The sequence below is a fragment of the Streptomyces sp. Z423-1 genome (assembly GCF_013009255.1).
Taxonomy (GTDB): Bacteria; Actinomycetota; Actinomycetes; order Streptomycetales; family Streptomycetaceae; genus Streptomyces; species Streptomyces gossypiisoli.
This window is the reverse complement of the sequence record NZ_CP053109.1, coordinates 3,239,484-3,265,615: the sequence shown is the minus strand read 5'-3', so window position 1 is coordinate 3,265,615 and position 26,132 is coordinate 3,239,484. Positions and strand designations below refer to the sequence as shown.

The 26,132-nt window shown below is 70.7% G+C and carries 23 protein-coding genes; 11 read left to right on the top strand and 12 right to left on the bottom strand.

The features are described from left to right. Positions 1 to 41: 41 nt before the first annotated feature. From HJD23_RS14590 to HJD23_RS14575, 4 genes are read left to right on the top strand one after another with little or no spacing between them, the layout of a single operon-like run. The gene (locus HJD23_RS14590) at positions 42 to 1,304 is read left to right on the top strand and encodes a glycosyltransferase (protein WP_171109952.1); all 1,263 of its coding nucleotides are present in this window, start codon (positions 42 to 44) and stop codon (positions 1,302 to 1,304) included. Next, positions 1,301 to 2,950 carry a phospholipid carrier-dependent glycosyltransferase gene (locus tag HJD23_RS14585; RefSeq protein WP_171109953.1) on the top strand — a complete coding sequence of 550 codons (1,650 nt, stop codon included), beginning with the start codon at positions 1,301 to 1,303 and terminating at the stop codon, positions 2,948 to 2,950. The genes HJD23_RS14590 and HJD23_RS14585 overlap by 4 nt, the downstream gene beginning before the upstream one ends. After that, positions 2,947 to 4,128, top strand: a complete 1,182-nt coding sequence (locus HJD23_RS14580; RefSeq protein ID WP_171109954.1) for a glycosyltransferase family 2 protein — start codon at positions 2,947 to 2,949, stop codon at positions 4,126 to 4,128. The genes HJD23_RS14585 and HJD23_RS14580 overlap by 4 nt, the downstream gene beginning before the upstream one ends. Next, a complete protein-coding gene (locus HJD23_RS14575; RefSeq protein WP_171109955.1) occupies positions 4,125 to 6,527 on the top strand; it encodes a galactose oxidase-like domain-containing protein in 2,403 nt (800 codons plus the stop codon). The genes HJD23_RS14580 and HJD23_RS14575 overlap by 4 nt, the downstream gene beginning before the upstream one ends. On the opposite strand, the gene HJD23_RS14570 is transcribed toward HJD23_RS14575, so the two are convergent. The 3 genes from HJD23_RS14570 to HJD23_RS14560 are packed head-to-tail and all read right to left on the bottom strand — an operon-like array spanning position 6,524 to position 8,646. Further along, positions 6,524 to 7,255 carry a Mut7-C RNAse domain-containing protein gene (locus HJD23_RS14570; protein ID WP_171109956.1) on the bottom strand — a complete coding sequence of 244 codons (732 nt, stop codon included), beginning with the start codon at positions 7,253 to 7,255 and terminating at the stop codon, positions 6,524 to 6,526. The genes HJD23_RS14575 and HJD23_RS14570 overlap by 4 nt on opposite strands. Continuing rightward, complete coding sequence (locus tag HJD23_RS14565) at positions 7,252 to 7,881, bottom strand: TetR family transcriptional regulator (RefSeq protein ID WP_171109957.1); 630 nt, start codon at positions 7,879 to 7,881, stop codon at positions 7,252 to 7,254. Before HJD23_RS14565 ends, HJD23_RS14570 begins: the two co-directional genes overlap by 4 nt. A gap of 51 nt (positions 7,882 to 7,932) precedes the next feature. After that, the gene (locus HJD23_RS14560; RefSeq protein WP_171109958.1) at positions 7,933 to 8,646 is read right to left on the bottom strand and encodes a hemolysin III family protein; all 714 of its coding nucleotides are present in this window, start codon (positions 8,644 to 8,646) and stop codon (positions 7,933 to 7,935) included. 339 nt (positions 8,647 to 8,985) lie between these two features. Here HJD23_RS14560 and HJD23_RS14555 point away from each other — a divergent pair, with 339 nt between their 5' ends. Continuing rightward, on the top strand, positions 8,986 to 10,812 hold the full coding sequence (locus HJD23_RS14555) for a phosphoenolpyruvate carboxykinase (GTP) (protein ID WP_171109959.1): 1,827 nt from the start codon (positions 8,986 to 8,988) through the stop codon (positions 10,810 to 10,812). Between the two features lie 127 nt (positions 10,813 to 10,939). On the opposite strand, the gene HJD23_RS14550 is transcribed toward HJD23_RS14555, so the two are convergent. The 5 genes from HJD23_RS14550 to HJD23_RS14530 form a co-directional block, all read right to left on the bottom strand. Then, positions 10,940 to 11,542, bottom strand: coding sequence for a hypothetical protein (locus HJD23_RS14550; protein ID WP_171109960.1), 603 nt, complete (start codon positions 11,540 to 11,542; stop codon positions 10,940 to 10,942). Continuing rightward, the gene (locus HJD23_RS14545) at positions 11,529 to 13,070 is read right to left on the bottom strand and encodes a substrate-binding and VWA domain-containing protein (protein ID WP_171109961.1); all 1,542 of its coding nucleotides are present in this window, start codon (positions 13,068 to 13,070) and stop codon (positions 11,529 to 11,531) included. Before HJD23_RS14545 ends, HJD23_RS14550 begins: the two co-directional genes overlap by 14 nt. Next, positions 13,067 to 14,278, bottom strand: coding sequence for a toxic anion resistance protein (locus HJD23_RS14540; protein WP_171109962.1), 1,212 nt, complete (start codon positions 14,276 to 14,278; stop codon positions 13,067 to 13,069). Before HJD23_RS14540 ends, HJD23_RS14545 begins: the two co-directional genes overlap by 4 nt. Positions 14,279 to 14,291: 13 nt before the next feature. Further along, a complete protein-coding gene (locus HJD23_RS14535; RefSeq protein WP_171109963.1) occupies positions 14,292 to 15,368 on the bottom strand; it encodes a substrate-binding domain-containing protein in 1,077 nt (358 codons plus the stop codon). Positions 15,369 to 15,466: 98 nt separating this feature from the next. Continuing rightward, a complete protein-coding gene (locus HJD23_RS14530) occupies positions 15,467 to 16,660 on the bottom strand; it encodes a helix-turn-helix transcriptional regulator (protein WP_171109964.1) in 1,194 nt (397 codons plus the stop codon). Positions 16,661 to 16,863: 203 nt separating this feature from the next. Between HJD23_RS14530 and HJD23_RS14525 the strand changes: the two genes are divergently transcribed. Next, positions 16,864 to 17,040: a hypothetical protein gene (locus HJD23_RS14525; protein WP_171109965.1), complete on the top strand. Its 177-nt coding sequence runs from the start codon at positions 16,864 to 16,866 to the stop codon at positions 17,038 to 17,040. Positions 17,041 to 17,154: 114 nt separating this feature from the next. Here the strand turns inward: HJD23_RS14525 and HJD23_RS14520 are convergent, their stop codons facing one another. Together HJD23_RS14520 and HJD23_RS14515 are read right to left on the bottom strand one after the other, a co-directional pair. Continuing rightward, positions 17,155 to 17,571, bottom strand: coding sequence for a hypothetical protein (locus HJD23_RS14520; RefSeq protein ID WP_171109966.1), 417 nt, complete (start codon positions 17,569 to 17,571; stop codon positions 17,155 to 17,157). Between the two features lie 101 nt (positions 17,572 to 17,672). Next, entirely contained in the window at positions 17,673 to 18,884 is a 1,212-nt protein-coding gene (locus HJD23_RS14515) for a pyridoxal phosphate-dependent aminotransferase (RefSeq protein WP_171109967.1), read from the bottom strand. A 145-nt stretch (positions 18,885 to 19,029) separates the two neighbouring features. Between HJD23_RS14515 and HJD23_RS14510 the strand changes: the two genes are divergently transcribed. Together HJD23_RS14510 and HJD23_RS14505 are read left to right on the top strand one after the other, a co-directional pair. Continuing rightward, positions 19,030 to 19,671 (top strand): hypothetical protein, encoded by a 642-nt coding sequence (locus HJD23_RS14510; protein WP_171109968.1) that lies wholly within the window; start codon positions 19,030 to 19,032, stop codon positions 19,669 to 19,671. A 109-nt stretch (positions 19,672 to 19,780) separates the two neighbouring features. Next, positions 19,781 to 20,620: a serine protease gene (locus HJD23_RS14505; protein WP_171109969.1), complete on the top strand. Its 840-nt coding sequence runs from the start codon at positions 19,781 to 19,783 to the stop codon at positions 20,618 to 20,620. Positions 20,621 to 20,639: 19 nt separating this feature from the next. On the opposite strand, the gene HJD23_RS14500 is transcribed toward HJD23_RS14505, so the two are convergent. Continuing rightward, positions 20,640 to 22,250, bottom strand: coding sequence for a D-aminoacylase (locus HJD23_RS14500; protein ID WP_171109970.1), 1,611 nt, complete (start codon positions 22,248 to 22,250; stop codon positions 20,640 to 20,642). A 10-nt stretch (positions 22,251 to 22,260) separates the two neighbouring features. Then, positions 22,261 to 23,553, bottom strand: coding sequence for an amino acid deaminase (locus HJD23_RS14495; RefSeq protein WP_171109971.1), 1,293 nt, complete (start codon positions 23,551 to 23,553; stop codon positions 22,261 to 22,263). A 150-nt stretch (positions 23,554 to 23,703) separates the two neighbouring features. Between HJD23_RS14495 and HJD23_RS14490 the strand changes: the two genes are divergently transcribed. Genes HJD23_RS14490 through HJD23_RS14480 form a run of 3 tightly spaced genes read left to right on the top strand, consistent with a single transcriptional unit; the run spans position 23,704 to position 26,050 of the window. Further along, a complete protein-coding gene (locus tag HJD23_RS14490; protein WP_171109972.1) occupies positions 23,704 to 24,885 on the top strand; it encodes a sugar kinase in 1,182 nt (393 codons plus the stop codon). Next, positions 24,882 to 25,643 carry an IclR family transcriptional regulator gene (locus HJD23_RS14485; protein ID WP_171109973.1) on the top strand — a complete coding sequence of 254 codons (762 nt, stop codon included), beginning with the start codon at positions 24,882 to 24,884 and terminating at the stop codon, positions 25,641 to 25,643. The genes HJD23_RS14490 and HJD23_RS14485 overlap by 4 nt, the downstream gene beginning before the upstream one ends. Further along, complete coding sequence (locus tag HJD23_RS14480) at positions 25,640 to 26,050, top strand: RidA family protein (RefSeq protein ID WP_171109974.1); 411 nt, start codon at positions 25,640 to 25,642, stop codon at positions 26,048 to 26,050. Before HJD23_RS14485 ends, HJD23_RS14480 begins: the two co-directional genes overlap by 4 nt. Positions 26,051 to 26,132: the final 82 nt, after the last annotated feature.

The following is a 26,132-nucleotide window of genomic DNA, read 5'->3' as shown; positions in this document are numbered from 1 at the left end:
CGTCGCGGCAGGGGGGATTTTTCAAGATCTGGGGGGATCTTTTGCTCACGTCTGTCTTCATTGCCGTTGTTTCGCTGGCCTTGTTCGGGATGGCGGCTTTCACTCTGTGGTGGCAGATGCACGCGTGGCGCACGCCCGAAGTGCTGGCCTCCACCCGTTTCAGCCGGCCGGACGGCGCCGAGCACGTGTCGTTCTCGCTGCTGCTTCCGGCGCGGCACGAGCAGGCCGTGCTGGACCACACCATCCAGCGGCTGCTGCAGTCCACGCACACCGACTTCGAGATCATCGTCATCGTCGGGCACGACGACCCGGAGACCACCGAGGTGGCCCGGCGGGCGGCGACCCGTGACCCGCGTGTGCGGGTCGTCGTCGACACCCACGAGAAGAAGAACAAGCCGAAGGCCATGAACACGGCGCTGCCGCACTGCCGCGGCGACATCGTGGGGGTCTTCGACGCCGAGGACCAGGTACACCCCGAGCTGCTCGCCCATGTCGACCACGCGTTCCGGTCCACCGGCGCGGATGTCGTCCAGGGCGGCGTGCAGCTGATCAACTTCCACTCCAGCTGGTACAGCCTGCGCAACTGCCTGGAGTACTTCTTCTGGTTCCGCTCCCGACTCCATCTGCACGCGCAGAAGGGCTTCATCCCGCTCGGCGGCAACACCGTCTTCGTGCGGACGGACGTCCTCAAACAAGCAGGCGGCTGGGACCCCAACTGCCTCGCCGAGGACTGCGACCTGGGCGTGCGCCTGTCCAGCGTCGGCAAGAAGGTCGTCGTCGCCTACGACTCCGACATGGTCACCCGCGAGGAGACCCCGGGCAGCCTGATGTCCCTGCTCAAGCAGCGCACCCGCTGGAACCAGGGCTTCCTGCAGGTCTACCGGAAGCGGGACTGGAAACAGCTGCCGGGCTTCCGCCAGCGGCTGCTGGCCCGTTACACCCTGATGACGCCGTACCTCCAGGCCATCTCGGGCGTCATCATCCCGCTCAACGTGGCCATCGCGCTCTTCCTCGACGTCCCGGTCGGCGTCGCCTTCATCACCTTCCTGCCGGCCGTCACCGCGCTCGTCACCTTCGTCTTCGAGCTCGTCGGGCTGCACGACTTCGGCAAGCAGTACGGGCTGCGGGTCCGCTTCGTGCACTACCTGAAGCTGATCATCGGCGGCCCCTTCTACCAGGTGCTCCTCGCCGGAGCCGCCGTGCGCGCAGTGTGGCGCGAGCAACGCGGCCGTAACGACTGGGAGTTGACCAGCCACGTCGGCGCACACCTCGCGCACGTGAACCGAGAGGATGTTCCTGCGTGACCTCCACCCTTCCCGCGGCGACCGGAGTCAAGGTCCCCGCGCAGCGGACAGCTGCGCCCAGAACCGGGCCCACACACCGCGCGACGCCGCCCAGAAGACTCCGTTCCTCCCGTCCCGACCTCATCCTGTGCGGCGTCCTGCTCGTGGCGATCCTCGTCGTGCAGGGCTGGAACATCGCCGACTACCCGACCCTCAGCGACGACGAGGGCACCTACCTCGCCCAGGCCTGGGCCGTGCAGGAGGGCCGGGGCCTGGCCCACTACACGTACTGGTACGACCACCCGCCGCTCGGCTGGATCCAGCTCGCCCTGCTGACCTGGATCCCCGCGTACGTCGCGCCGGAGTCGATGACCGTCGGCTCGATGCGGGCCGTGATGCTGCTGATCAGCGCGATCAGCGCGGTCCTCGTGTACGTCGTCGCGCGCCGGCTGTCGCTGCCCCGCTGGGCTGCCGGGCTCGCCATGGCGCTGTTCGGGCTCTCCCCGCTGTCGGTGGTCCTGCAGCGCGAGATCTTCCTGGACAACATCGCGGTGATGTGGACGCTGCTCGCGTTCGCCCTCGCCGCCTCCCCGAGCCGCCACCTCTGGCACCACTTCGGGGCGGGCATGGCGGCCGCGGCCGCGGTGCTCACCAAGGAGACGATGCTGCTCGTGCTGCCGGCCGTGCTGGTGACCATGTGGCGCCACAGCCACCAGGACACCCGCAAGTTCGCCATCACCGGCGCCATCACCGCCTGCGCGCTCATCGGCATCTCGTACCCGCTCTTCGCCCTGCTCAAGGGCGAGTTGCTGCCGGGCGACGGGCACGTCTCGCTGTGGGACGGCATCGTCTACCAGATGAGCCGCCCCGGTTCCGGCTTCATCCTCGAACCCGGCACCGGCTCCTACGGCGTGCTCCAGTCCTGGCTGTACTACGACCGCGTGCTGCCCCTCGGCGGACTCGCCGGCGCGCTGCTGCTCGTGGTCACCTGGCGCTGGTCGGTGACCGCGCGGGCGCTCGCCGGGCCCGCGCTCGCCGTGGCGATCCTCGCCGGGATGGCCCTGCGGCCGGGCTATCTGCCCGCCATGTACATCATCCAGGCGCTGCCGTTCCTCGCCCTGGTGCTCGCCGGGGGCACGGCCTCCGTCGCCCACGCCGTGCTGCGCCGGTGGCGCCGGGCGGGCGAGAAGAGATACGTGACCGGCGGGCGGTACGCGCTCGCCGCCGTCCTGGCGATCGCCGCGGGCGCCTACGTCGTACCGAAGTGGTACGACGGCGACCGCACCGCCATGACCGCCGACGCCAACGCCCCCTACCGGGCCGCCTCCGAATGGATGGCCACCGAGGTCGAGGACCCGGAGGACACCCGGGTGCTGGTCGACGACGCGATGTGGCTGGACCTCGTGCACCAGGGCTACCGGCCCGGCCTCGGCGTCATCTGGTTCTACAAGGCCGACCTCGACCCGGCCGTGACGAAGACCATGCCGAACGGCTGGCGCGACCTCGACTACGTGGTCGCCTCACCGACGGTACGACGGGACGCGGTCGACCTGCCGAACGTCAAGGCCGCGATGGAGCACTCGACGCCGGTCGCCGTGTTCGGCGCCGGTGAGGACCGGATCGAGATCCGGCAGATTGTCAGCGCCGGGACGGGAGGCGACCGATGAGCCAGGAGTCCGTGGTCCCCGGCGAGCTGGGCGATCCGGCGGCGTATGCCGCGGACGTGCCCGAGCCGGGCGCCGTCACCATCGTCGTACCGACCTTCAACGAGTCCGCCAACATCCGCCAACTGCTGCACCAGATCACCGAGTCGGTGCCGTCCCGGCTGCCCTGCGAGGTCGTCTTCGTCGACGACTCCACCGACGACACCCCGGAGGTGATCCAGAAGGCCGCCCAGGACTGCCCCTTTCCGGTGACCGTGCTGCACCGCGAGGAGCCCGTCGGCGGGCTCGGCGGCGCGGTCGTCGAGGGCATCAAGGCGGCCGGGTCGGACTGGATCGTCGTCATGGACGGGGACTGCCAGCATCCGCCCTCCCTGGTGCCGGAGCTGGTCGCCACGGGGGAGCGGGCGAACGCCGGACTGGTCGTCGCCTCCCGCTACATCAAGGGCGGCAGCCGCGCCGGGCTCGCCGGCAGCTACCGCGTGGCCGTCTCACGCGGGGCGACCTGGCTGACCAAGTCGCTGTTCCCGCGCAAGCTGCACGGCATCAGCGACCCGATGAGCGGCTTCTTCGCCATCCGGCGCAGCGCCGTCACCGCCGAGATCCTCCAGCCGCTCGGCTACAAGATCCTCCTCGAACTCGCCGTGCGCAGCCGCCCCCGCGAGGTCACCGAGGTCCCGTTCGTCTTCCAGGACCGGTTCGCCGGGGAGTCCAAGTCGACCGCGCAGGAGGGCCTGCGTTTCCTGCGCCATCTGGTCGGGCTGCGCACCGCCTCGCCGGTCGCCCGCATGATCGTCTTCGGGCTGATCGGCGTGACCGGCTTCCTGCCCAACCTGCTCGGCCTGTGGGCCCTGACCAGCCTCGGCATGCACTACCTGCCCGCCGAGATCCTCGCCAACCAGCTCGGCGTCGCCTGGAACTTCCTGCTCATCGAGCGGCTGCTGTTCCGTGACCGGCGCCGGCACCGGGCCTGGTGGGACCGGCTGGGGCGGTTCGCGTTGCTGGCCAACGCCGATCTGGTGCTGCGGATTCCGCTGATCGCGCTGCTGGTCGGTGTGTTCGGGATGGCCGTGCTGCCCGCCACCGCGCTGGCGCTGGTCATCACCTTCGTCCTGCGCTTCGTAGGGACCGAAGCGCTGGTGTACCTGCCTCGCAGGAGCCGCACAGCAAGGAGCACCGTATGAGATCAAGACGCAGAACCGCACTGCTGGCCGTGGCAGGCCTCACCGGCGGTCTGCTGCTGACCGCGCCCCAGCCCGCCTCCGCCGCCAACCTGATCAAGAACCCCGGCTTCGAGACGGCCGGCACCGGCGACATGCCGTACTGCTGGTCGAAGTCCGGCTGGGGCGACAACGACTTCACCTACGAGACGGTCGCCGACGCCCACTCCGGCAGCAAGGCGATGAAGGTCGAGCTGACCCGCCGCGTCGACGGCGACCGCAAGGCGCTGATCACCGAGTCCGCCGACTGCGCGCCGGTGGTCACGCCCGGCAAGCAGTACGACCTGTCGCTCTGGTACAAGACGACCACGCCGGACGCCAACATCACCGTGTTCCGGCACGACGCCACGGCCGGCTGGCAGTACTGGACCGACCTCAAGACGCTGGAGATGGCGGGTGCCTGGACCGAGGCCACGGTCCGCACCCCGGAGGTCCCGGCCGGCACCGACCGCATCTCCTGGGGCGTCTCCGTCTACGGCACGGGCTCCGCCACCACCGACGACTACACGATGGAACAGGTCGCCGACCCGGTCCCGGAGCCGGAGTGCACGGGCACCGCGGAGGAGTGCGCCAACGGCAAGTGGGAGGTGCTGCCCGCGCAGAACCCGGTCCGCTCGATGCACTCCGTCGTGCTGCACAACGGCAAGGTGCTGCTGATCGCGGGCTCCGGCAACGACCCCGAGATGTTCGAGGCGGGCACCTTCACCTCCGCGGTCTACGACCCGGAGAACGGCACGTACAAGGTCATCCCCACGCCGGACGACATGTTCTGTGCCGGGCACGTCCAGCTCCAGGACGGCCGGGTGCTGATCATGAGCGGTAACAAGGGCTATCCGTCGGCGGACGGCACGATCGGCTACCAGGGGTACAAGGACTCGTACATCTTCGACCCGGCGACCGAGACGTACATCAAGACGAACGACATGAACGACGGGCACTGGTACCCGTCGGCGACCATCCTCGGCAACGGTGACGTGATCTCCTTCGGCGGGCTGAAGGAGGACTCCACCGGGTCGGTGACCGCCGAGTTGTTCTCCGAGGCCGAGCAGCAGTGGCAGCCGCTGTGGAAGGTCAACCAGACCTGGTCCTACTGGGGCCTGTACCCGTCGATGATCCTGATGCAGGACGGCCGCCTGTTCTACTCCGGCAGCCATGTCTTCGGCAACAACATCCCCGGCACCGGCTCGGCGATCTACGACTACGACGCCAACACCGTCACCCAGGTGCCCGGCCTGCAGAACAAGGACGAGCGGGACCAGTCGGCGAGCGTGCTGCTGCCCCCGGCGCAGGACCAGAGGGTCCTCACCCTCGGCGGCGGCAACATCGACTCCAACCCGGAGGGGAACCGCCTGACCGACATCATCGACCTCAAGGAGCCGAACCCGACGTACGTCGCCGGACCGCCGATCCCGCAGGGCACGGTCGACCTTGGCAACGGGCCCGTCCCGCAGACCGGTGACCAGGGCAAGATGTACGTCTCCGCGGTGCTGCTCCCGGACGGCAAGGTCCTGGAGACCGGTGGCGCCCTGCACAACCGCGCCAACCCGGTCTACGAGTCGTCGATCTACGACCCGGCCACCAACACCTTCGACCCGGTGGCCGCCGACCCCGAGGCCCGCGGCTACCACTCCTCGGCGTTCCTGCTGCCCGACGGCCGGGTGATGACCACCGGCGACAACCCGGGCAACGGCAGTTGGAACCACAACGTGTCGATCTACACCCCGCCGTATCTGTTCAAGGGCGAACGCCCGACGATCACGTCGGTGATCGACACGGAATGGAACTACGGCGACACCCAGCGGATCACGGTCGACCGCCCGATCGCGAAGGCGGAGCTGATCCGCCCGGCGGCGGTGACGCACTCCTCCGACCCGAACCAGCGGTTCGTGGACCTGCCGCTGAGCGTGGACGGCAACAACATCGACCTCAACGTCACGAGCAACCCCAACCTGGCCCCGCCCGGCTGGTACATGCTCTTCGCGGTCGACGCCAACGGCGTGCCGTCGGTGGCCAAGTGGGTGCACCTGTCGGGGCCGCAGGCCCTGAAGGCCACCGACGCCTCCGCACACGTCCACTCCTTCGCCGACGACCTGTCCGGCAAGGTCACGGGGCCCGGCAAGAAGCGGGCGTCGCAGAAGGTCCCCACGACCGTCTCCGGCTGCGACCGCCACTACGGCTCCGCCAACGTCTGCGTGCCGACCACCTTCCCGGCGGACGTGAAGAAGACGACGGCGGCCCGCTGCACCTGGCTCAAACAGCACGACTACGGCCGCCTGAAGGTCAACGGCAAGGACGACCCGCTCCTCCTCGACCCGAACAAGGACGGCGTGGCGTGCGGAAAGGGTGATGTGCGCCGGCGTTAGCCCCGGCTCGGGAACTCGGTGAGGGCGCGCTCCACGATGGCCACCAGCTGCTCGTGGTGTGCGCCCTTCCAGTACGCCCGGCCGCACTCCCGGCACTGGGCGAAGACGTCGTACGACCGCTGTGTCCCGCCCTTCAGTTGCTGCGCCACCTCGTCCTTGGTGGCTTCCCGGAGCAGGCCGTTGCAGGCGGTGCACCGGGTCCAGGGGCGCAGTTCGGGGGAGAACCGGTCGAGGACGTCGCGGAGTTGGTCGTCGGGGCGGGTGCTGTAGACGTAGGCGCCCGCCCACAGTTCGCGGCGGCGCAGCAGACCCCGGTCGCGGCTGAGCATGACGCGCCGCTCGGCGGCCGAGCGGGCGGCGAGGGCCGGGTCGCCGATGTCCGTCGACTCGTAGGCCGTGTCCACGCCGAGCAGGCGCAGCCGGCGGGCGAGGGTGCCGAGGTGGACGTCGAGGAGGAACCGCAGCGGGGCGCCGGGGACGTGCTGCGGGCGCTCGACCGCGCGGACGGAGACCGTCTCGCCGTCCTTCGGGATGTGCGCCGGCCGCACCTGGCGGCCGTCCACGACGAGCGCGCCGACCTCGGTGAGCGGGACGCCGAGGGACTCGACGACATGGCCGAGCGTCGAGACCCCGTCCGTGCTGAGCGCGGTGGCGCCGCGCCGCCGGCCGTGCGGGACGAACAGGTGCAGGTCGGTGGCGAATTGGACGTGGATCTCGGGTCGGTTCACGGGACCAGGATGTCAGGCGGGCGCTCGTAAAGGGCCAGGGCCCGGTCGACGAGGTCCGCGAGGTCGTCCCGGAAGCCGGTGCGGGCCCAGTACTGGGACACCTCCATCAGCCCGCCGATCAGGGACATCGCGAAGACCCGCACCTCCAGGCTCTGCGGATCCCGGCCGGTGCGCTCGCCGATGGCCTCGGCCAGCACGTGCCCGGTCTCCGACATGCTCTCCGTCATCCGGGACCGCACCGCCGGTACCTCCGCCAGCAGTCGGCACCGCAGCCGGGTGACCTCGCGCGCCTCGCCGGTGCCGAGGCCGATGGCCTTGTGCATGATCTGCCGCATGAACTGAGGCCAGGGCTCGTCCGCCGGACGGGCCCGGAGCTGCTCCAGCAGCAGCGGGTCGTGCTCGTCCGTGAGGACGATGTCCTCCTTGGCCGGGAAGTAGCGGAACACGGTCGACGGCGACACCTCGGCGCGGTCGGCGATCTGCTCGATCGTCGTCGCCTCGTACCCCTGCTCCTCGATCAGCGCGTAGGTGGCGGTGCGGATCGCCTCCCGCGTCTTGATCTTCTTCCGCTCGCGGAGCCCCGGCCGGGGGCGGTCGGCGGGGGTGGAGGAGTGCGCAGCCGTCATGACAATGAGAGTAGCTCCATGATGAGAGTTGCTCTCAAAAGATGCCGACTGTTACGCGTGCTGGTACGCCACCATCGAGATCCCCACGTAGTGCACGACGAACGCCGCCAGCGTGAACGAGTGGAACACCTCGTGGAAGCCGAACCAGCGCGGTGACGGGTTCGGTCGCTTGATGCCGTAGACGACCCCGCCCGCGCTGTAGAGCACCCCGCCGACGATCACAAGGACCAGCACCGCGATACCGCCGGTGCGCAGGAAGTCGGGCAGGAAGAAGACCGCCGCCCAGCCCATCGCGATGTAACAGGGCGTGTACAGCCAGCGCGGGGCGCCGACCCAGAAGACGCGGAAGACTATGCCCGCCAGCGCCGCCGCCCAGATCCCCCACAGCAGCCAGCGGCCCTTGCTGCCCGGCAGGAGCAGCAGGGTCAGCGGGGTGTAGGTGCCGGCGATGATCAGGAAGATGTTGGAGTGGTCCAGGCGGCGCAGGACGCCGTCCATCCGCGGGCTCCAGGTGCCCCGGTGGTACAGCGCGCTCACGCCGAACAGCAGGCAGGCCGTGAGGGCGTAGATCCCGCAGGCTATGCGGCCGCGTGCCGAGTCCGCGAGGGCGGTCAGGGTCAGGCCCGCGACCAGCACCGCCGGGAACATGCCGAGGTGCAGCCAGCCGCGGAGCTTGGGCTTGATCGGGTGCGGCAGGGAGAGCGCGCTGGAGATCCGGTCGGCGACCGGCGAGTCCTTGGGCGCGTCGGAGGCGGACGCAGTCATGTGCCGCATCGTACCTACGGAACCGTAAGTGACGGGTCAGTGTGCCGAGGGTAGTGGTCATCGTCTCACGGCAGTTGGAGCCCGCGAGACGGCGCCCGCATCCCTCAAGAGTCGGTCATTCGAACCCAACGTGCATGTAAAGAAACAAACGGGAACACGGAGGTGGTGGCCTTGCTCACGCCGCTCAGGTGGGCGGTCCTCTGGACAAATGGGCGGTCACCTCGGATGATCAAATGAGTGCGGTCGGCACCGGATGAGCGCCAAAGGGAGTAAGCGAAGCATCCGGGTCGCGGCCCCCACGGGGCAGACAGACAAAAAATCCCTCACTTAGGAGCGATCGTGGCGCGCGACATCGCGGCTCCCCCCAGTACCGTCCCGACCAACCACCAGGAGCTCGTCTCCTGGGTCAACGAGATCGCCGAACTGACCCAGCCGGACAACGTGGTCTGGTGCGACGGATCCGAGGCCGAGTACGAGCGACTGTGCGGAGAGCTCGTCGAGAAGGGCACCTTCCGTCAACTCGACCCGATCAAGCGCCCCAACTCCTACTACGCGGCGTCCGACCCGACGGACGTCGCCCGCGTCGAGGACCGGACGTTCATCTGCTCCGAGAAGGAGCAGGACGCCGGCCCGACCAACCACTGGAAGGACCCCGCCGAGATGCGGGAGATCTTCACCGGTGACAAGGGCCTGTTCCGCGGTTCGATGCGGGGCCGCACCATGTACGTCGTGCCCTTCTGCATGGGCCCGCTCGGCTCCTCGCTGTCCGCGATCGGCGTCGAGATCACCGACTCGGCCTACGTCGCCGTGTCCATGCGCACCATGACGCGCATGGGTCAGCCGGTCCTCGACGAGCTCGGCTCCGAGGGCTTCTTCGTGCGAGCCGTGCACTCGCTCGGAGCCCCGCTGGAGCCCGGCCAGCAGGACGTCTCGTGGCCCTGCAACCAGACCAAGTACATCTCCCACTTCCCGGAGACCCGCGAGATCTGGTCCTACGGCTCCGGCTACGGCGGCAACGCCCTGCTCGGCAAGAAGTGCTACGCCCTGCGCATCGCCTCCGTGATGGCCCGCGACGAGGGCTGGCTGGCCGAGCACATGCTGGTCCTCAAGCTCACCCCGCCGCAGGGCGAGCCCAAGTACGTCGCCGCCGCCTTCCCGAGCGCCTGCGGCAAGACCAACCTCGCCATGCTGGAGCCCACGATCTCCGGCTGGACGGTCGAGACGATCGGCGACGACATCGCCTGGATGCGCTTCGGCGAGGACGGCCGCCTGTACGCCATCAACCCCGAGGCCGGTTTCTTCGGCGTCGCGCCCGGCACCGGTGAGCACACCAACGCCAACGCGATGAAGACGCTGTGGGGCAACTCGGTCTTCACCAACGTGGCGCTCACCGACGACAACGACGTCTGGTGGGAGGGCATGACGGAGGAGACCCCGGCCCACCTGACCGACTGGAAGGGCAACGACTGGACGCCCGAGTCCGAGACGCCGGCCGCCCACCCCAACGCCCGCTTCACGGTCCCGGCCGCGCAGTGCCCGATCATCGCGCCCGAGTGGGAGGACCCCAAGGGCGTGCCGATCTCCGCGATCCTCTTCGGCGGCCGGCGCGCCACCGCCGTACCGCTGGTGACGGAGTCCTTCGACTGGAACCACGGCGTGTTCCTCGGCGCCAACGTGGCGTCCGAGAAGACCGCCGCGGCCGAGGGCAAGGTCGGCGAGCTGCGCCGCGACCCGTTCGCGATGCTGCCGTTCTGCGGCTACAACATGGGCGACTACATGGGCCACTGGGTCGACGTCGCCAAGGACAAGGACCCGCGGAAGCTCCCGAAGATCTACTACGTCAACTGGTTCCGCAAGAACGACGACGGCGCGTTCGTCTGGCCCGGCTTCGGTGAGAACAGCCGCGTCCTGAAGTGGATCGTGGAGCGGCTGGAAGGCAAGGCGGAGGGCGTCGAGACCCCGATCGGCATCGTGCCGACCAAGGAGGCCCTCGACACCAACGGCCTGGACCTGGCCGACGAGGACCTGGACTTCCTGCTCACCGTGGACAAGGAGGTGTGGCGCGAGGAGGCCGCCCTCGTCCCCGAGCACCTCAACACCTTCGGTGAGCACACGCCGAAGGAGCTGTGGGACCAGTACCACGCCCTGGTGCGGCGGCTGGGCTGAGGCCCACCCGAAAGACTCCACGGCCGGTCTTACCGACAGTGCCCTGACCAGCAACATCGTCACGGCCGGCCGTGGTGACACAGGAGACCGGGGCCCCGCACAACGGCGTGCGGGGCCCCGGCCCTGTTCAGTTGGAGCGGTCCTCCAAGTAGCGGGTGTGCGACTCCTGCCGCCGGGCCTCGATCTCCCTCAGCTCCGCCGCCAGCTTCGCCGCCTCCTCGTGCAGCAGCGCCAGCTGCCGCTCCAGATGGCGCTCCGGCGGCTCCTGGCCCGGCGTCATCCGGTGCCACCACCGGGTGCGTACGAACGCGTCGACGGCCTCGGGAATGTCCTGCCGCACCGCCCGCGACAGCGCGTGCACGCCCTCCGGGTCCTGGGCCAGCACCTCGGCGACCCAGCCCGGCTCCAGCAGCGCCGCCAGCAGGTCGGTCAGCTCGGTCAGGCGCCCGGACGCGGCGGGCGGCAGCTCCACGTCCGCGAGGTAGGCGCCCAGCCGCTCGAAGTCGCCGCGCAGTTCGCCCAGTTGGGCGGACGGATCCGGGAAGTCGGGCAGCGCCGGCCGCTCCGGCGGTGCGATCAGCGCGCCCGCCCCGTACAGACCGGCGACGACGACGGGCCAGTACGGGCCCGCCACGCCCGTGAACGTCAGCACCAGCCCGAGCAGTCCGCAGGCGCAGCCGGTGAGGTTCTTGCGGGACTCCAGGTACGTCAGTGCCCTACTGGTAGCCACGGATCTCCTCGAAGGCGCCGTCCAGAGAGCCCTGCTGGGCGTCGAAGAGACGGCCGCCGGTCAGCTCGGCGATGTGCTCCAGCTCGGCGCGGTCGGAGTCGCCGAAGAGGATCGGGAAGACGGGGATGTCGCGCTGTTCACCGGTGAGCGAGCCGTGGAACGCCTCGAAGTCCTGGGCGCTCGCGCCGACGGTGTTCTCGCCGTCGGTCATCAGCACGATCGACGTGAACATGTCCTCGTCGGCGCCCAGATGCTCGTACGCCTTCTCCAGCGAGGTGTAGATCGCCGTGTCGCCCTCGGCCTGGAGTGCCCGGGTGTCGCGGCGGATCGCGTCGAGGCCGGTCTTCGGGTTCGCGGGGTCCACGACATGGGTGCGCACGCTCTTCACGTCCGACCCGAACGGCATCAGCGTCACCTCCTCGCGGTCCCGGAAGTCCCCGGTCAGTCCGGTGAGCGCCGACTTCAGCCGGTCCAGCCGGTCGCCCTGCATGGAGCCGGAGGTGTCCAGGACGTACACCGTGCGCGAGGGGCGGCGCAGTTCGTTCTCGTACGAGTCGAGCAGTCCGTCGGCGACGGAACGGCTGCCCGGGAAGGGCAGTTCGCGCCGCCGGGTGGTCTCCAGGCCCGGTGCGGGGGTGACGGAGGCGACGACCGGGCGGCGGTGGGTGCGGTCGGTGATCGCGCGCTGGGTCTCCGGCGTGCGCAGGGCCTCGGCGAGGCGGCGGACGTCCTCGCGGGCGGTGGCACTGGCGGAGGCGAGCGAGGAGAGCGGGTAGTCGGCGGTGACCACGCCGTCCTTGGGGCGGATCACGGTCAGGTCCGGGATGCTCTTGAGGACCGACTCGTAGTTGAGCAGCGCGTCGACGTTGCCGCGCCGCGTGTAGGCGCTCGCCAGCCAGCCCGACGAGCCCGAGGTCAGCTTCTGCCCCTGGAAGAACTCCCGCAGCCGCGGAGTCGCCTTGCGCACATCCGCGTCGGTGAGCGCGGACTGGGCGCCGGACAGGGCGGAGGCGACGGAGACCAGGGTGGAGAAGCCGGAGTTGGAGCGGGCCGGGTCGGTCATGCCGTACGTCAGCTCGCCGTCCCGGACGGCCTTCTCGACCTGGGACCAGGTGACGTCCTCGGGGGTCCAGCCGAGGGCCCGGACGGTGGCCGGCTTGACGCCGATCGCGACCGGGCTCGACATGATCGGCGTCTCCGAGACGACCTTGCTCCGGGCCTCGGGACGCAGCCGCAGATAGTCGTTGGAGGCCAGCCACACCGCGTCGTACGCCTGGTCCGCCTTGCCCTCCGCCAGCAGGTCGACGGCGTCGATGGTGCCCGTGTAGGTGGGCCGGACGGTGATGCCGGTCTGCTCGCGGAGCTGGTCCAGGACCGGGGACATGTCGCTGAGCTCGCTGGAGGCGAGGACGCGCAGCGTGCCGGGCGTGTAGGCGGTGGGATCGTCGTCGGGATCGTCCTGCCCGGTGGTGCAGGCGGTGAGCAGGGTGAGCGCGGCGAGGGTGAGGGCGGCGATCCGGCGTCTCATATCTGGCCTCCTTCCAGGGCGCCCTGCGAGCGGCTGCGCTCCAGATGGGCACTGGCGTTGTGGAGTTCGTTCGTCAACGACTCGACGGTGGCGGCCATCGCCTCGGTGGCCTGCACCTTGTAGGTGTCGATGGCGTCGAGCGTGCGGTAGATCTGCTGGAAGGCGGTCCGCAGGGTCTCCGCGCCCACCGCCGGGTCGGCGGCGATCCGCTGGATCTCGCCGGACTGCGTGGCGAGCATCTCGGCGTTGCCCCGGATCAGGCCCTCGGTGGTGCCGCGCAGGGCGTTGACCTGGTCGACGACCTTCTTCTGGTTGTCCAGGGCGGAGGCCAGCATGACGGAGATGCGCAGCGCCGAGACGGTGGTCGTGGCGGCCCGGTCGACGCCCTTGATCAGCTCCTCGTTGTTGCGGCGTACGACATCCATGGCGAGGTAGCCCTGCGCGCACACCGCGAGCTGGGTGAGCAGGTCCTGGTGCTTCTGCCGGACGGGGAAGAGGACGTCGGCGCGCAGGGTGTCGGCCTGCTGGGGGTCGGTGACCCCGCCGATGTGCTCCTCGACAGCCCGGTCCAGGGCCTCGGTCAGCACGACGTACTCCTGGAGCTTGCCCATGGTCTCCCACAGCCGGACCCGCTCGGTCTGCAACGCTGCGTTGTCGCGGCGCAGTTCGTCCTGCCCGCCGCGCAGCGACCCCACGATCTTGTTCAACGTTCCCTGCGCGGAGGCGTACTTGGCGACGTGATCGCGCAGCTTGTTCCCGCCGGGCAGCCGGGACAGGAACTTGCGTCCCTTGGCGGCGGGCAGGTCGCGCGGGTCGAGGTCCTCGACGACCCGGCGCAGCTCCACCAGCGACCCGGCGACCTGCGCCTGGGCGTCGCCGCCCTTGCTGGGCAGGCTGCGCACGGTCCGCTCCAGCATGCGGTTGGACTGCGCGGCCGCGGTGCGCATCTCGCCGGCGCCGAGCGCGGTGATCTCGCCGACCTTGCCGGCGAACTCGGGGGAGCGGGCGTCGAGGGCGGCGAGTCCGGCGACGTACTCGGCGGCCTTGCGGGCCATGTCCGTACGGACGCCGTCGTCGACGGGGACGAGTCCGCCGGCCTTCTCGCGCGGGACGGGCGGGACGGGCTCGGGTGGGGTGAGGGTGAAGGAGTCGTCGCGGCCGGCGCTGGTGTTCTGGCTGGCGCTGTGGCCGAGGTCGTAGTCGCTCATCTGGCTGCTCCCCCTATCCGCGCGCCCGGCGTGCCATCTCGTGCAGCACCTCGTAGGTGGGCACGGGCGCCTGCCGTACGCCGGTCAGCTTCTGGTTGAGGTAGTCGGTGTGGTCGGCGGTGGCCGCGGTGAACTCGGCGGTGGCGCCCTGCGGGCGGAATCCGTACCGGACGGCCAGCTCGCGCAACGTCGGGTCGGTGGACAGCAGTCGGCCGAGCTCGCGGCCCTCGTCGTTCAGCGGTACGACGGTGTGGTCGCTGGTGGCGGTGGTGTCCGGGTAGAGGACGGTGAGGTCGTCGATGCCCTGACCCTGGGCCAGCAGAGCGGCGACCTGCGACTCGTAGACCAGGACGAGCGGGTTGCCGGCGCCGCTGATGAAGTCCCGGAAGGGACCGTCCGAGCTGGACTGCTGAGCGCCCTGCACGGTGACCAGCTTGCGCAGCAGCGGCGCGGTGCGCTCGACGTCGGCATCGCTCGCGACCACCGTGCCGTCGTTGTCGACGTAGGAGGCGGCGGCGAGGTAGAGGGCGCCGGAGTTGGAGGCGACGGGATCGGTACTGGCGATGAAGAGCGTCCCGCTCAACTCGCCGTACCTCTCCGCCCCCTTGAGCTGCTGCCAGGTGCGGTCGTCGCGGGCGGCGTCGAGATAGGCGCTCATCCTCAGCGTGCCGCGGTGGGGTGCGTCGAGCGTGACGAGCCCGTTGGCCTCAAGCACCTCGGCGGCGTTGCGGTGGGCGACGACGACGAGGGGCGAGTAGAAGGGGCGCGGCAGCGGCTGCTGCGCCTTGTACTTCTCCGCCAGCGCGTCGGCGGGTGCCTTGCTGGACGGGAAGGCGAAGTCGTAGCCCTTCAGGTCCAGGCCCTCCATGGCCCACGAACCGGACGGCTCCGCCCGCACGGTGTAGCCCTTGGCGGCAAGGGCGTCCACCACCTGGGGATCGGCGAAGAACTCCATCTTCTCCGACCCCACCACGCCACGCACGGTCTTCGTTGCCGCGCTCTGTTCCCCGTTGTCCCGGCCCGCCACGACGGCCGCCACCACGCCGCCGATCAGCAACACCGCGAGGACAATACCTGTGATTCGTCTCACGCCCGGAGCGTGCTCCCGGAACCCAACGTTCCCCGTGTCCTGGGGTGAACGGGGGGTGGCGGACGGATCCCGGTATGCAACAGGAACCAGGGATTCCGCTACGTCGTGCGTGGTGGTACGTACAGCTGTTTGATGGGCCTGTCCCCTCTGCCTGGGAGGACACCGTCCTGGCGCGCGGCTTCCACCATCTCGCGTGCGCGGCGCTCCGCGTCCTTCAGGAGCGTCTGGGCCTCCAAGCGGAGCTGCTCGGCGCGGCCTTCGATCTCGGCGAGGTGTTTCTCGGCCTTGGTCTGACGGGCCGTCAGGTCACGTTCGGACTGCTCGCGGCGTTTGGCGAGATTGGTCTCGAAGTCGGCGGCGGCCTGGGCGGCCTTGGCGCGGGCCGCCTCGTAGACGGCGTCGGCCTCCTCCCGCTTGGCCTGTGCCTCACGAGTCGCCTGGTCACGCAGGCGCTCCGCCTCGCGAGCCGCCCGCTGGAGTTCCACGAGGCGCCCCTGTGCGGTCTGCGACGCGTCGGCCATCTCCCGCCGCACCTCCGCCACCCGCTCCTCCAGCTCCTCGCGCTCCGCGTCCTCCTCGGTACTGGCCAGCTTCCGCTCCAGCTCCGCGCAGCGGGCCCGCGCGTCGTCACGGTCACGCTCGGCCTGTTTCAGTTCCGCTTCCAGCCGGTCGATCTCCCCGCGCAGCTCATGGCACTGAGCTTCCAGGTCCCGTTGCCGACCGCGATAGACCTCGATCTGCGCGGCCGTACGCCCCCGCTCCTCGGCCGCACTGCGCGCGATCTCGCGCTGCTGCCGCTCCAATCGGTTCAGTTCGCGTTTCTGGTCGGAAACACTGAGCGTCAGGTCCCGGATCTGGAGTTCGGCCTGCTCCCTGGCGAGGATCGCCTCCTCCAGTTTGTCGCTGGCCATCTGCAGCCGGTAGCGGCCCGGCTGCTGGGCGAGCAGTGCCTCACGGTGCAGGCGGTAGGCGTAGGCCTGTACGTCGGGGCTGATGTCGACGCCGTGCGCCTTGCAGGCGGACTTCAGCAGGGCGTCGATGAAGTTCTTGTCCGGGAGGCGCTTGCCGCTGAGATACCGGGAGACGGACGGCGGGCTGACGTGGTGGTACGCGGCGAACTGCCGGAGGGATTTCCCCGTCGCTTTGAACAGGCCGCGCAACGCGCGGACGAAGTCACGGACTTCGGGCTGGAGACCGTCCGGGAGGGGACCGAGCCCGGCGACGTCCTCCACGTCCTCGAACGGCGTTCCCCGGCCCCCGTCGCCGCCCGCCCAGCGATCGTCACCGCGCACATGCCCTCCTCGCGCCCAGCGTTTGCTCGTACCTCCAACTGTGGCCGCTCACAGGGGGCGCCGACCTCGGTTCGGCGAAGACTTGTGTTGCCGATCCCGGGAAACGGTGACCGTTTCCGTTCCGCAACACCGCGCGTCACCGCGAGGGTGAAGGCGGAGGAACGGTGTGACGCACGCCGTTGTCGACGGTCGAAGGAGTCGGAGTGAAAAGTCCGTTGCTGTCCCTGCGCGCGGCGGTGGTCCTGCTGATGGGAGTACTGGTCGGGGTCGGCGCGGGAGTGCTCGGCGCTCTCGGCGGAGCCGCTCCGGCCCAGGCGGTCCTCACGGGGGTCGCGGCCTTCGGTGTCGCGGTGCCGTTCTTCGACCACCTCGTCGGATGAGCCGGGAATCGCCCAGGGCTCTGTGGTGATCGGGGAGGGTGATGTGTGGCGCCCGGTCCGCGCGTCGCTGCGGGTGCGCGCGGACCGGGGCCGTTCGGGAGAGCCCGGCAGGGCTCAGTGCGCGGCGAGTTCGTGCGGTTCGAGCAGCGCCGCGTGGGCGTCCATCCGCTCGGCCGCCAGAATCGCCGCCGCCGTGTCCGCCCGGGACGCCGCGACGACCAGCGCGCGCCCGGCGAGGGCATGGGCCCGCCGGTGCAGCGCGGCGAGGTGTGGCGCGGCGGTCGCGGTCGCCGAGGTGCGGGCCGGCGTACGGCCTCCCCGCAGCCGGGCCACCTGCTCCGCGAGCCGTGCGGCGGCGGTGTCCAGGTCGTCGGACGGGGCCAGCGCGCGCAGCTCGTCGGTGACGGCGAGCAGTGCCGCGAGGTGCCCCGCGAGCTGGATGTCCAGCTCTTCCTCACGTGACCGGTGGGGGAAGTCGGAAGGGGTGCCGGCCATCGTGTGGACCGACTTGGCGCGGATCGGTTCGTACATGGGATGGCCTCCTGGTGCTTGGCAGAAACCATCCTAGCTTGGATTTCGTCTAAAGTTGAGCCGCTCACAAATAAGGAGTGCCTGCACACCCGGCGTGAGCGTCAGTGCTGGCTGTAGCCGTCCAGGAAGGTGCCGATCCGGCCGATCGCGTCCCGCAGATCGCCGACCGTCGGCAGGGTGACGACCCGGAAGTGGTCCGGCTCCGTCCAGTTGAAGCCGGTGCCGTGCACGACCATGATCTTCTCGCGCCGGAGCAGGTCGAGGACCATCCGGCGGTCGTCCTTGATCTTGAAGACCTTGGGGTCCAGGCGGGGGAAGAGGTACAGGGCGCCCTTCGGGCGGACGCACGTCACGCCCGGGATCTGCGTCAGCATCTCGTAGGCGACGTCCATCTGGTCGCGCAGGCGGCCGCCCGGCAGCACCAGGTCGTTGATCGACTGGCGTCCGCTGAGTGCCGCGACCACCCCGTGCTGCCCCGGCATGTTGGCGCACAGGCGCATGTTCGCCAGGATCGTCAGGCCTTCGATGTAGGAGTCGGCGTGCGCGCGGGGGCCGGAGATCGACATCCAGCCGACCCGGTAGCCGGCCACCCGGTACGCCTTCGACATGCCGTTGAAGGTGAGGGTGAGCAGATCGGGGGCGACGGCCGCGGTCGGGGTGTGCCGGGCGCCGTCGTACAGGATCTTGTCGTAGATCTCGTCCGAGCAGACCAGCAGGTTGTGGCGGCGGGCGATGTCGGTCAGGCCCTTGAGCATCGCCTCGTCGTAGACCGCGCCGGTCGGGTTGTTCGGGTTGATGATCACGATCGCCTTGGTGCGGTCGGTGACCTTGCGCTCGACGTCGGCGAGGTCCGGCATCCAGTCGGACTGCTCGTCGCAGCGGTAGTGCACGGCCGTACCGCCGGACAGGGACACGGCGGCCGTCCACAGCGGGTAGTCCGGCGCCGGTACGAGGACCTCGTCGCCGTCGTCCAGCAGGCCCTGCATCGCCATGGTGATCAGCTCGGAGACGCCGTTGCCGATGAAGACGTGCTCGACGTCCGTCTCGATGCCGAGGGTCTGGTTGTGCATGACGACCGCCCGGCGCGCGGCCAGCAGGCCCTTCGCGTCGCCGTAGCCGTGGGCCGTCGACACGTTCCGGAGGATGTCCTCCAGGATCTCCGGCGGGCACTCGAAGCCGAAGGCGGCCGGGTTGCCGGTGTTCAGCTTCAGGATGCGGTGACCGGCCGCTTCCAGGCGCATCGCCTCTTCGAGTACCGGGCCCCGGATCTCGTAACAGACGTTGGCGAGCTTGGTCGACTGGATCACCTGCATGTCTGGGAGCTTACGGCCGCGTAACGCATCACGGCTCGTGCTTTCCGCCACATGAGACGCGGGGTTGGGGTGGGCGCATGCCGCCGCTGTCCCTCTGAAGCCGCTGCTGTCCCTGCGGTCACGCCAGTCCCTAGAATGCGTGGCCATGTCAGAGCCCCCCAGAACGGGTGAACCTCAGGGTCCCCCGAAGGTGTACCTGCCGCAGTCGCAGCCGGAGCGGATACCGGCCTACGAGGAGTACGCCGACCCGGCGGCCGCGCACGGCTGGCAGAACGCCTACGACGAGACGCGCGAGCTGCCGCCGGTGCCGGCCCCCGGGCGACCCCGGGGCTCCCGCCGCAAGCCCAGCCCCTGGCGGCAGCGGCGGGTGGCGGTGGCGGCCGGTGCGGCGGGCGCGGTGTCCGTGGCGGCGCTGATCGCCGGGTTCTCCTTCTCGGGGTCGTCCTCCGGCGGCGGCACGCAGGGCAAGCAGGACCGGACGAACTCGACGTCGGACGACCCGGAGGAGGCGGCGACGCCGTCCCGTGCGAAAGCGGGCGGCGACGACGGCACGCCCTCCGCGCCCGCCTCGGAGAGCGCCCGCGTTCCCGTCCCGGCTCCGGCCCCGAACTCCTCGAAGGGCGGCGACGGCGTCTCCCAGGCCCCCGGCACTGCCCCCGCCACCAAGGCGTCCACGACCGCGCCCGCCGCGACTCCGACTCCCACGGCGACCGCCCCCGACGATGGTCCGGGGAACGCCAACGGCAACCCGGGGAACGGCCGGGGCGGCACCAAACGGCCCAAGTAGCCCCGGATTCACGCGCGATGACGCGTCACCCGAGGACCTGAACGCCTTCTTGTCCCCTCCTGTCATGCACCGAACAATGTGCATGACAGGACAACAGAGGGGACCCCACATGAACAAGCCTCTCCTGGCCGCACTCGCCGCCCTGGTGTTAACCGGGGCAGCCGCGGCCCCCGCGGTCGCCGCCACCCCGGACACGGAGGCCGCGCCCGCGATCCAGGCCGTCGACTTCGCCGGTACCGTCGCGCTCAGCAACTGCTCCGGCTCCGTGATCCGGATGCCGGACTCCGCCGACGACGACCCCGCGCTCGTGCTGAGCAACGGGCACTGCCTGGAGAGCGGCTTCCCGGAGCCCGGCGAGGTCATCGTCGACCGGCCCTCCACCCGCTCCTTCGGGCTGCTGAACTCCGCCGGGACCCGCGTCGCCACGCTGCGCGCCGGCAAGATCGCGTACTCCACGATGACCGACACGGACGTCGCGGTCTACCAGCTCACCCGCACCTACGCGCAGATCCGCGGCTCCTACGGCATCGACGCGCTCACCCTTGACGACACCCGCCCGGCCGCGGGCACCGCCATCAGTGTCGTCTCCGGGTACTGGAAGCGGATCTACACCTGCTCGATCGACGGCTTCGCCCACCGGCTGAAGGAGGGCGACTGGACCTGGAAGGACTCCGTCCGGTACACCTCCGCCTGCGACACCGTCGGCGGCACCTCGGGCTCCCCGGTCGTCGACCGGTCCACCGGCCGCGTCGTCGCCGTCAACAACACCGGCAACGAGGACGGGCAGCGCTGCACGCTGAACAACCCGTGCGAGGTCGACGCCAACGGCAACGTCACCGTCCGCCGGGGCATCAACTACGCCCAGCAGACGTATCAGCTCACCGCCTGTTTCGGCCTCGACAACAAGCTCGACCTGTATGCGAGCGGGTGCACCCTGCCCAAGCCGTAGCTCAGGCCGGGGCGGGCGATCACACCGGCGTCCTGCGGACCGCCCGCCCCGCCAGTACGTCCGTCCGCCGGCCGTCCTCCATCACGAACCGGCCGTCGATCAGGACGTACGGGATGCCCGTCGGGAGCGTGCGCGGCTGGTCGAAGGTGGCGCCCGCCGCGACCGTGGCCGGGTCGAAGAGCACCAGGTCGGCCCGGTACCCCTCACGGATCACGCCCCGGTCCGGCAGCCGCAGCCGGGCCGCCGGGCGCCCGGTCAGACGGGCCACGCACTCCTCCAGCGACAGCACCCCCAGCTCGCGCACGTACCGGCCGAGATAGTGCGGGAACGTGCCGTACGCGCGCGGGTGCGGCTTGGCGCCCTGCAGGATGCCGTCCGAGCCGCCGGTGTGCACCCGGTGCCGCATGATCGCCCGGACGTTCTCCTCGTGGCCGACGTGCTGGAGGATCGTCGGCCCGAGCCGGTCCTCGACCAGCAGCCGGCGGGCGGTCACCCAGGGCGCCTCGCCGCGCAGGGCCGCCGAGTCCTCGACCGTACGGCCCACATACGCCTGAAGGGCCGGTTCGGTCACGCCGGAGATCTCGATCGTGTCCCACTCGACCGGTACGCCGTGACAGCCGTCCGCGCCGACCACCTCCAGGTCGTGGCGGATCCGCTCGGCGGTCGGGTCGTCCGTCAGCCGCCGCAGCACCTCCTCCGGGCCGCCCTCGCTCGCCCAGCTCGGCAGCAGCGCCACCAGGGTCGTACAGCCGGGCGTGTAGGGGTACGTGTCCAGGCTGATGTCCGCTCCGGCCGCGAGGGCGTCGTCCAGCAGCGACAGCAGCTCGGGCGCGCGGCCCTTGTTGACGCCGAAGTTCATCGTGGCGTGGGCGAGGTGCAGGGGGCAGCCGGCCTCCCGCGTCAGGGCGACCATCTCCTCGTACGCCTGAAGGGCCCCGGCCCCGTACGAGCGGTGGTGCGGGCAGTAGTAGCCGCCGTACCGGGCCACCACCCGGCACAGCTCCGTCAGCTCGGCGTCCTCGGCGTACATGCCGGGCGTGTAGGTGAGCCCGGACGACATCCCGACCGCGCCCTGCTCCAGGCCCTCCGCCACCAGCTGCCGCATCCGGTCCAGCTCCTGCGGCGTGGCCTCCCGGTCCTCCCAGCCGACGGCCAGCGCGCGGACCGTCCCCTGGGGGACGAGGTAGGCCGCGTTGACCGCGATGCCCCGGTCCAGCCGGTCCAGGTACTCGCCCACCGACCGCCAGTCGAAGTCGAGGCCGTCGCCGTGCCCGTTCCAGCCGGTGATGGCACGGCGGACCTCGGCGAGGGTGCGGTCGTCGACGGGGGCGTACGACAGCCCGTCCTGGCCGATGACTTCGAGCGTCACGCCCTGCGCGGCCTTCGCGCTGTGGTCGGGATCGCGCAGCAGGGCGAGGTCGCTGTGCGCGTGCATGTCGATGAAGCCGGGGGAGAGGACCAGGCCCTCCGCGTCCAGCTCCCTCGTCGCGCTGGGGCGTTGACAGCCCGCCGCCGCTGCCTCCTTGACGACCGACACGATGCGGCCGTCGTCCACCACCACATCGGCGCGGTACGCGGGGGCGCCGGTGCCGTCGACGACGTCCGCGTCACGGATGACGAGGTCTGCCATGCCGGGCCTCCTAGAAGAACGTACGGACGTAGTCGACGACCGTGCCGTCCGCCTCGGCCACCGGGATCAGCTGCCACTTGTCGAACGACGTGCACGGGTGGGACAGCCCCATGCCGAGCCAGTCCCCGACCTCCAGGTCCGCCTCGGGGGCGGTGCGCAGCCAGGCGTGCTGGTCGGAGAGCGCGGTGACCTCGACGCCGGTCGCGGGGCGCTCGGTGCCGCCCCGGCGGGTGACCTGCGCGAAGGGCAGATCCAGGTCGTACGCCGCGTCCCGCTTGCCCGCGTTGACGAAGGCCTGCTCCGGCGTCGGCCGGGACACCACCTGCGCCCACAGCCGGAACGCGGGCTCCAGGGCGCCCTCCTCCGCGACCCGGTTGAAGGGGGTCAGCTTGCGGTAGTGGCCGTCGTCGTGCGAGACGTACGCGCCGGAGCGGAGCAACTTCAGTACCGGGGCGCTGAGTCCGGGGATCTCCGCGAAGACGTCCGCCACCGCGTCGAACCACGCGCTGCCGCCCGCGCTGATCACGATCTCGTCCAGGCCCTGGAAACGCCCCGCCTTGTCGAAGTCCACCGCCAGCGTCACCAGCCGGCGCAGCCAGGCGTGCACCCGCTCGGGGTCGGCCTCGGGCACCTCGCCCTCGTAGCCCGCGACGCCGACCAGGCGCAGGGTGGGTGCGGCGGCCACCGCGTCGGCGATCGCCGCGGCCTCGGCCTCCGTGCGGACACCGGTGCGGGCGGCCTCACCGGCGGCGAGTTCGACGACGACGTCCAGGGGGCGGTCCGGGCCGCCGCGCAGTGCGGCGTCCATCAGCTCGACGCCGCGCACGGAGTCGACGTAGCAGACGAACTCGAAGGCGGGGTCGGTGGCCAGCTCGCCGGCGATCCAGCGCAGGGCGGCCGCGTCCACCAGTTCGTTCGCGAGGAAGATCCGCCGGATCCCGAACGCCCGCGCCACCCGCACCTGGTGCGGCACCGCGAGGGTGATGCCCCAGGCGCCGCGCTCGATCTGCCGCTGGAAGAGCTGCGGGGCCATGGTCGTCTTGCCGTGCGGGGCGAAGGCGAGGCCGTGGCGGGTGGCGTACGTCGCCATGAGGCGGAGGTTGTGTTCCAGGTGCTCGGCGGAGAGGGCGAGGACCGGGGTGGTGAAGCCGTCGGTGAAGAGGTTGCGGCGCTGGGCGGCGAGTTCGGCGACGGTCAGGCCGTGGGCGTCGGGCGGGAGGCCCTTGAAGCGGTGGTCGACGCGTTCCTCGGCGAGGCGGGCGAGCGCTTCGGTGGCGGGCGTGGAGCCGGGGTCGACGGCCATGGAGCCTCCCTGATCTGGTGCGTTGCCGCTGCGTTGCACTTTGTGCAACGCTCGTTGCGTATGTCGCTTACTGCTGTCTAACATCTCGGCCAACGCGGGGTCAACGGAGCCGCCACGACCCGCGACGCCGACCGAGGAGTCCCCACCATCGTGACCGCCAACGCTGACCGCACCGCCCCCGACGTCGTGGACGTCGTCGCGCTCGGCGAGTCCATGGTCACGTTCCTGCCCTCCCGCCCGGGCCGCCTCGCCGACGTGCCGTCCTTCGACCGGGGGATCGGCGGGGCGGAGTCCAACGTGGCGTGCGTGCTCGCTGCCGCCGGGCATTCCGCGCGGTGGGTCAGCCGGGTCGGCGCCGACGGGTTCGGTGACCATCTGGTCGAGGCGATCGGCGCGTACGGCGTCGACGTGTCCTGCGTGGGGCGTGACCCGGCGCGTCCGACGGGCGTGTACTTCCGCACGGCGGGGGACCGGGGCGGGGACGGGCATGAGGTGGCGTACTACCGGGCGGGGTCGGCGGCTTCGGCGATGGGGGTGGAGAACGTGGACATGGCGGCCGTGCGGGCGGGCCGCGTGCTCCATCTCTCCGGCATCACGGCCGCGCTGTCGGCGGACTGCCTGAGGCTGCTGCGCGAGCTGACGGCTCCCGCCGCCGGGCGCCCGCTGGTGTCGTTCGACGTGAACCACCGGCCGGGGCTGTGGCGGGACACCGACGGTTCGCGGGTGCTGCTGGAGCTGGCGCGGGGCGCGGACATCGTGTTCGTGGGCACCGACGAGGCGGAGGCGGCGTGGGGTGTCACCGGCGGGCCGGAGAAGATCCGCGCGCTGCTGCCGGAGCCGCCCGTGCTGGTGGTGAAGGAGGGGGCGCGGGGGGCCACGGTGTTCGAAACCGTCAAGCCGCGGGCAGTCGTGCCGCCCGGGGCGATGGGGGTCCCCCCGCTCGAGCGAAGCCGAGAGTGGGGGAGGGTGGGCGCGGGCGGCACCCCGCCAGCGCCGGGCTGCGCGACCGACCCCACGCCAGCCCAGACGCCGCCCGCCTTCGTCCCGGCCCCCCACGTCACCGTCGCGGCAGCGATCGGTGCAGGCGACGCCTTCGCCGCCGGTTTCCTCTCCGCCACCCTGCGAGGCCTGCCCGTAAAGGACCGCCTCCGCCACGGCCACCTCATGGCGGCAGCCACCCTCACCGTCCCCGGCGACCTCGCCACCCCGCCCTCCCGCGACCACGCCGACCGGTTGGCCGCCCTGGACGACGACGCGTGGGGGAGACTTCGACTCGGCCCCGGTTGGACAGACGCCAGGGACCGGGCCGAGGAGGAGGTACGTACGCCATGAGTCAGACCGTCGACCGCGCGCTGAGCATCCTGCCGCTGCTCGCCGAGGGCCCCGCCGACCTCGGGCAGGTCGCCGACCGCCTCGGCGTGCACAAGTCCACCGCGCTGCGCCTCCTGCGCACCCTCCACGAGCACGGCTTCGTCTACCGTCAGTCCGATCAGCGCTACCGCCTCGGCGCCCGCCTGTTCGCGCTCGCCCAGGAGGCGATGGAGAACCTCGACATCCGCGAGATCGCCCACCCCCATCTCGTACGGCTGAACGAACAGTGCGGGCACACCGTGCACCTCGCGGTGTACGAGGAGAACGAGGTCCTCTACATCGACAAGGTGGAGAGCCGCTACCCGGTGCGCATGTACTCGCGGATCGGCAAGCCGGTCGCCATCACGGTCGCCGCCGTGGCGAAACTCCTCCTCGCCGACCTCCCCGAGCACGAGCGCCGCGCCCTCGCGGAGAAGCTCGACTACCCCATGTACACGTCCCGTTCGACACCGAACCCCGAGGCCTTCCTCAGGGAGCTGGCCAAGGTGCGCGAACAGGGCTGGGCCACCGACCTCGGTGGCCACGAGGAGTCCATCAACTGCGTCGCCGCACCGATCCGCGGCGCCGACGGCCGGGTCGTCGCCGCGATGTCGGTCTCCGCGCCCAACGTCGTCGTCACCGGCGACGAACTCCTCGCCCTGCTCCCGCTGGTGCGCCGCGCCGCGGACGCCGTCAGCGGCGAGTACTCCGGCAGAACCCCGACGAAGGACGTCGTATGACCGAGAAGATCGCCCTCACCCCGAAGACCCACACCACGCCGCCCGCGAAGTTCTCGCACGGCGTGAAGAAGGGCAACATCCTTCAGGTCGCCGGCCAGGTCGGCTTCCTGCCCGCCGTCGAGGGGCAGCCCCCGACACCGGCCGGCCCCACCCTGCGCGAGCAGACCCTCCAGACCCTCGCCAACGTCCACGCGATCCTCCAGGAGGGCGGCGCCACCTGGGACGACGTGATGATGGTCCGCGTCTACCTGACGGACGTGGACCACTTCGCCGAGATGAACGACATCTACAACGCGTACTTCGAGGAGCAGGGCCTCACCCAGCCGCCCGCCGCGCGGACCACCGTCTACGTCGGGCTGCCCGCCGGGCTCCTCATCGAGATCGACGCCCTCGCCGTCCTCGGCTGACGGCCTCGAAGGATCCTCGAAGAACCCCTCAACTCCCGCACACCGTACGCCGTCACGGCACGGCGCCCCCTCCCCTTGGGCG

What these genes read in the sequence shown, in the direction of transcription:
- HJD23_RS14580 (WP_171109954.1), top strand. Translation starts at nt 2,947, where the DNA reads ATGAGCCAGGAGTCCGTGGTCCCCGGCGAGCTGGGCGATCCGGCGGCG.
- HJD23_RS14575 (WP_171109955.1), top strand. Translation starts at nt 4,125, where the DNA reads ATGAGATCAAGACGCAGAACCGCACTGCTGGCCGTGGCAGGCCTCACC.
- HJD23_RS14565 (WP_171109957.1), bottom strand. Translation starts at nt 7,881, where the DNA reads ATGACGGCTGCGCACTCCTCCACCCCCGCCGACCGCCCCCGGCCGGGG.
- HJD23_RS14560 (WP_171109958.1), bottom strand. Translation starts at nt 8,646, where the DNA reads ATGACTGCGTCCGCCTCCGACGCGCCCAAGGACTCGCCGGTCGCCGAC.
- HJD23_RS14545 (WP_171109961.1), bottom strand. Translation starts at nt 13,070, where the DNA reads ATGAGACGCCGGATCGCCGCCCTCACCCTCGCCGCGCTCACCCTGCTC.
- HJD23_RS14540 (WP_171109962.1), bottom strand. Translation starts at nt 14,278, where the DNA reads ATGAGCGACTACGACCTCGGCCACAGCGCCAGCCAGAACACCAGCGCC.
- HJD23_RS14520 (WP_171109966.1), bottom strand. Translation starts at nt 17,571, where the DNA reads ATGTACGAACCGATCCGCGCCAAGTCGGTCCACACGATGGCCGGCACC.
- HJD23_RS14515 (WP_171109967.1), bottom strand. Translation starts at nt 18,884, where the DNA reads ATGCAGGTGATCCAGTCGACCAAGCTCGCCAACGTCTGTTACGAGATC.
- HJD23_RS14510 (WP_171109968.1), top strand. Translation starts at nt 19,030, where the DNA reads ATGTCAGAGCCCCCCAGAACGGGTGAACCTCAGGGTCCCCCGAAGGTG.
- HJD23_RS14505 (WP_171109969.1), top strand. Translation starts at nt 19,781, where the DNA reads ATGAACAAGCCTCTCCTGGCCGCACTCGCCGCCCTGGTGTTAACCGGG.
- HJD23_RS14500 (WP_171109970.1), bottom strand. Translation starts at nt 22,250, where the DNA reads ATGGCAGACCTCGTCATCCGTGACGCGGACGTCGTCGACGGCACCGGC.
- HJD23_RS14495 (WP_171109971.1), bottom strand. Translation starts at nt 23,553, where the DNA reads ATGGCCGTCGACCCCGGCTCCACGCCCGCCACCGAAGCGCTCGCCCGC.
- HJD23_RS14485 (WP_171109973.1), top strand. Translation starts at nt 24,882, where the DNA reads ATGAGTCAGACCGTCGACCGCGCGCTGAGCATCCTGCCGCTGCTCGCC.
- HJD23_RS14480 (WP_171109974.1), top strand. Translation starts at nt 25,640, where the DNA reads ATGACCGAGAAGATCGCCCTCACCCCGAAGACCCACACCACGCCGCCC.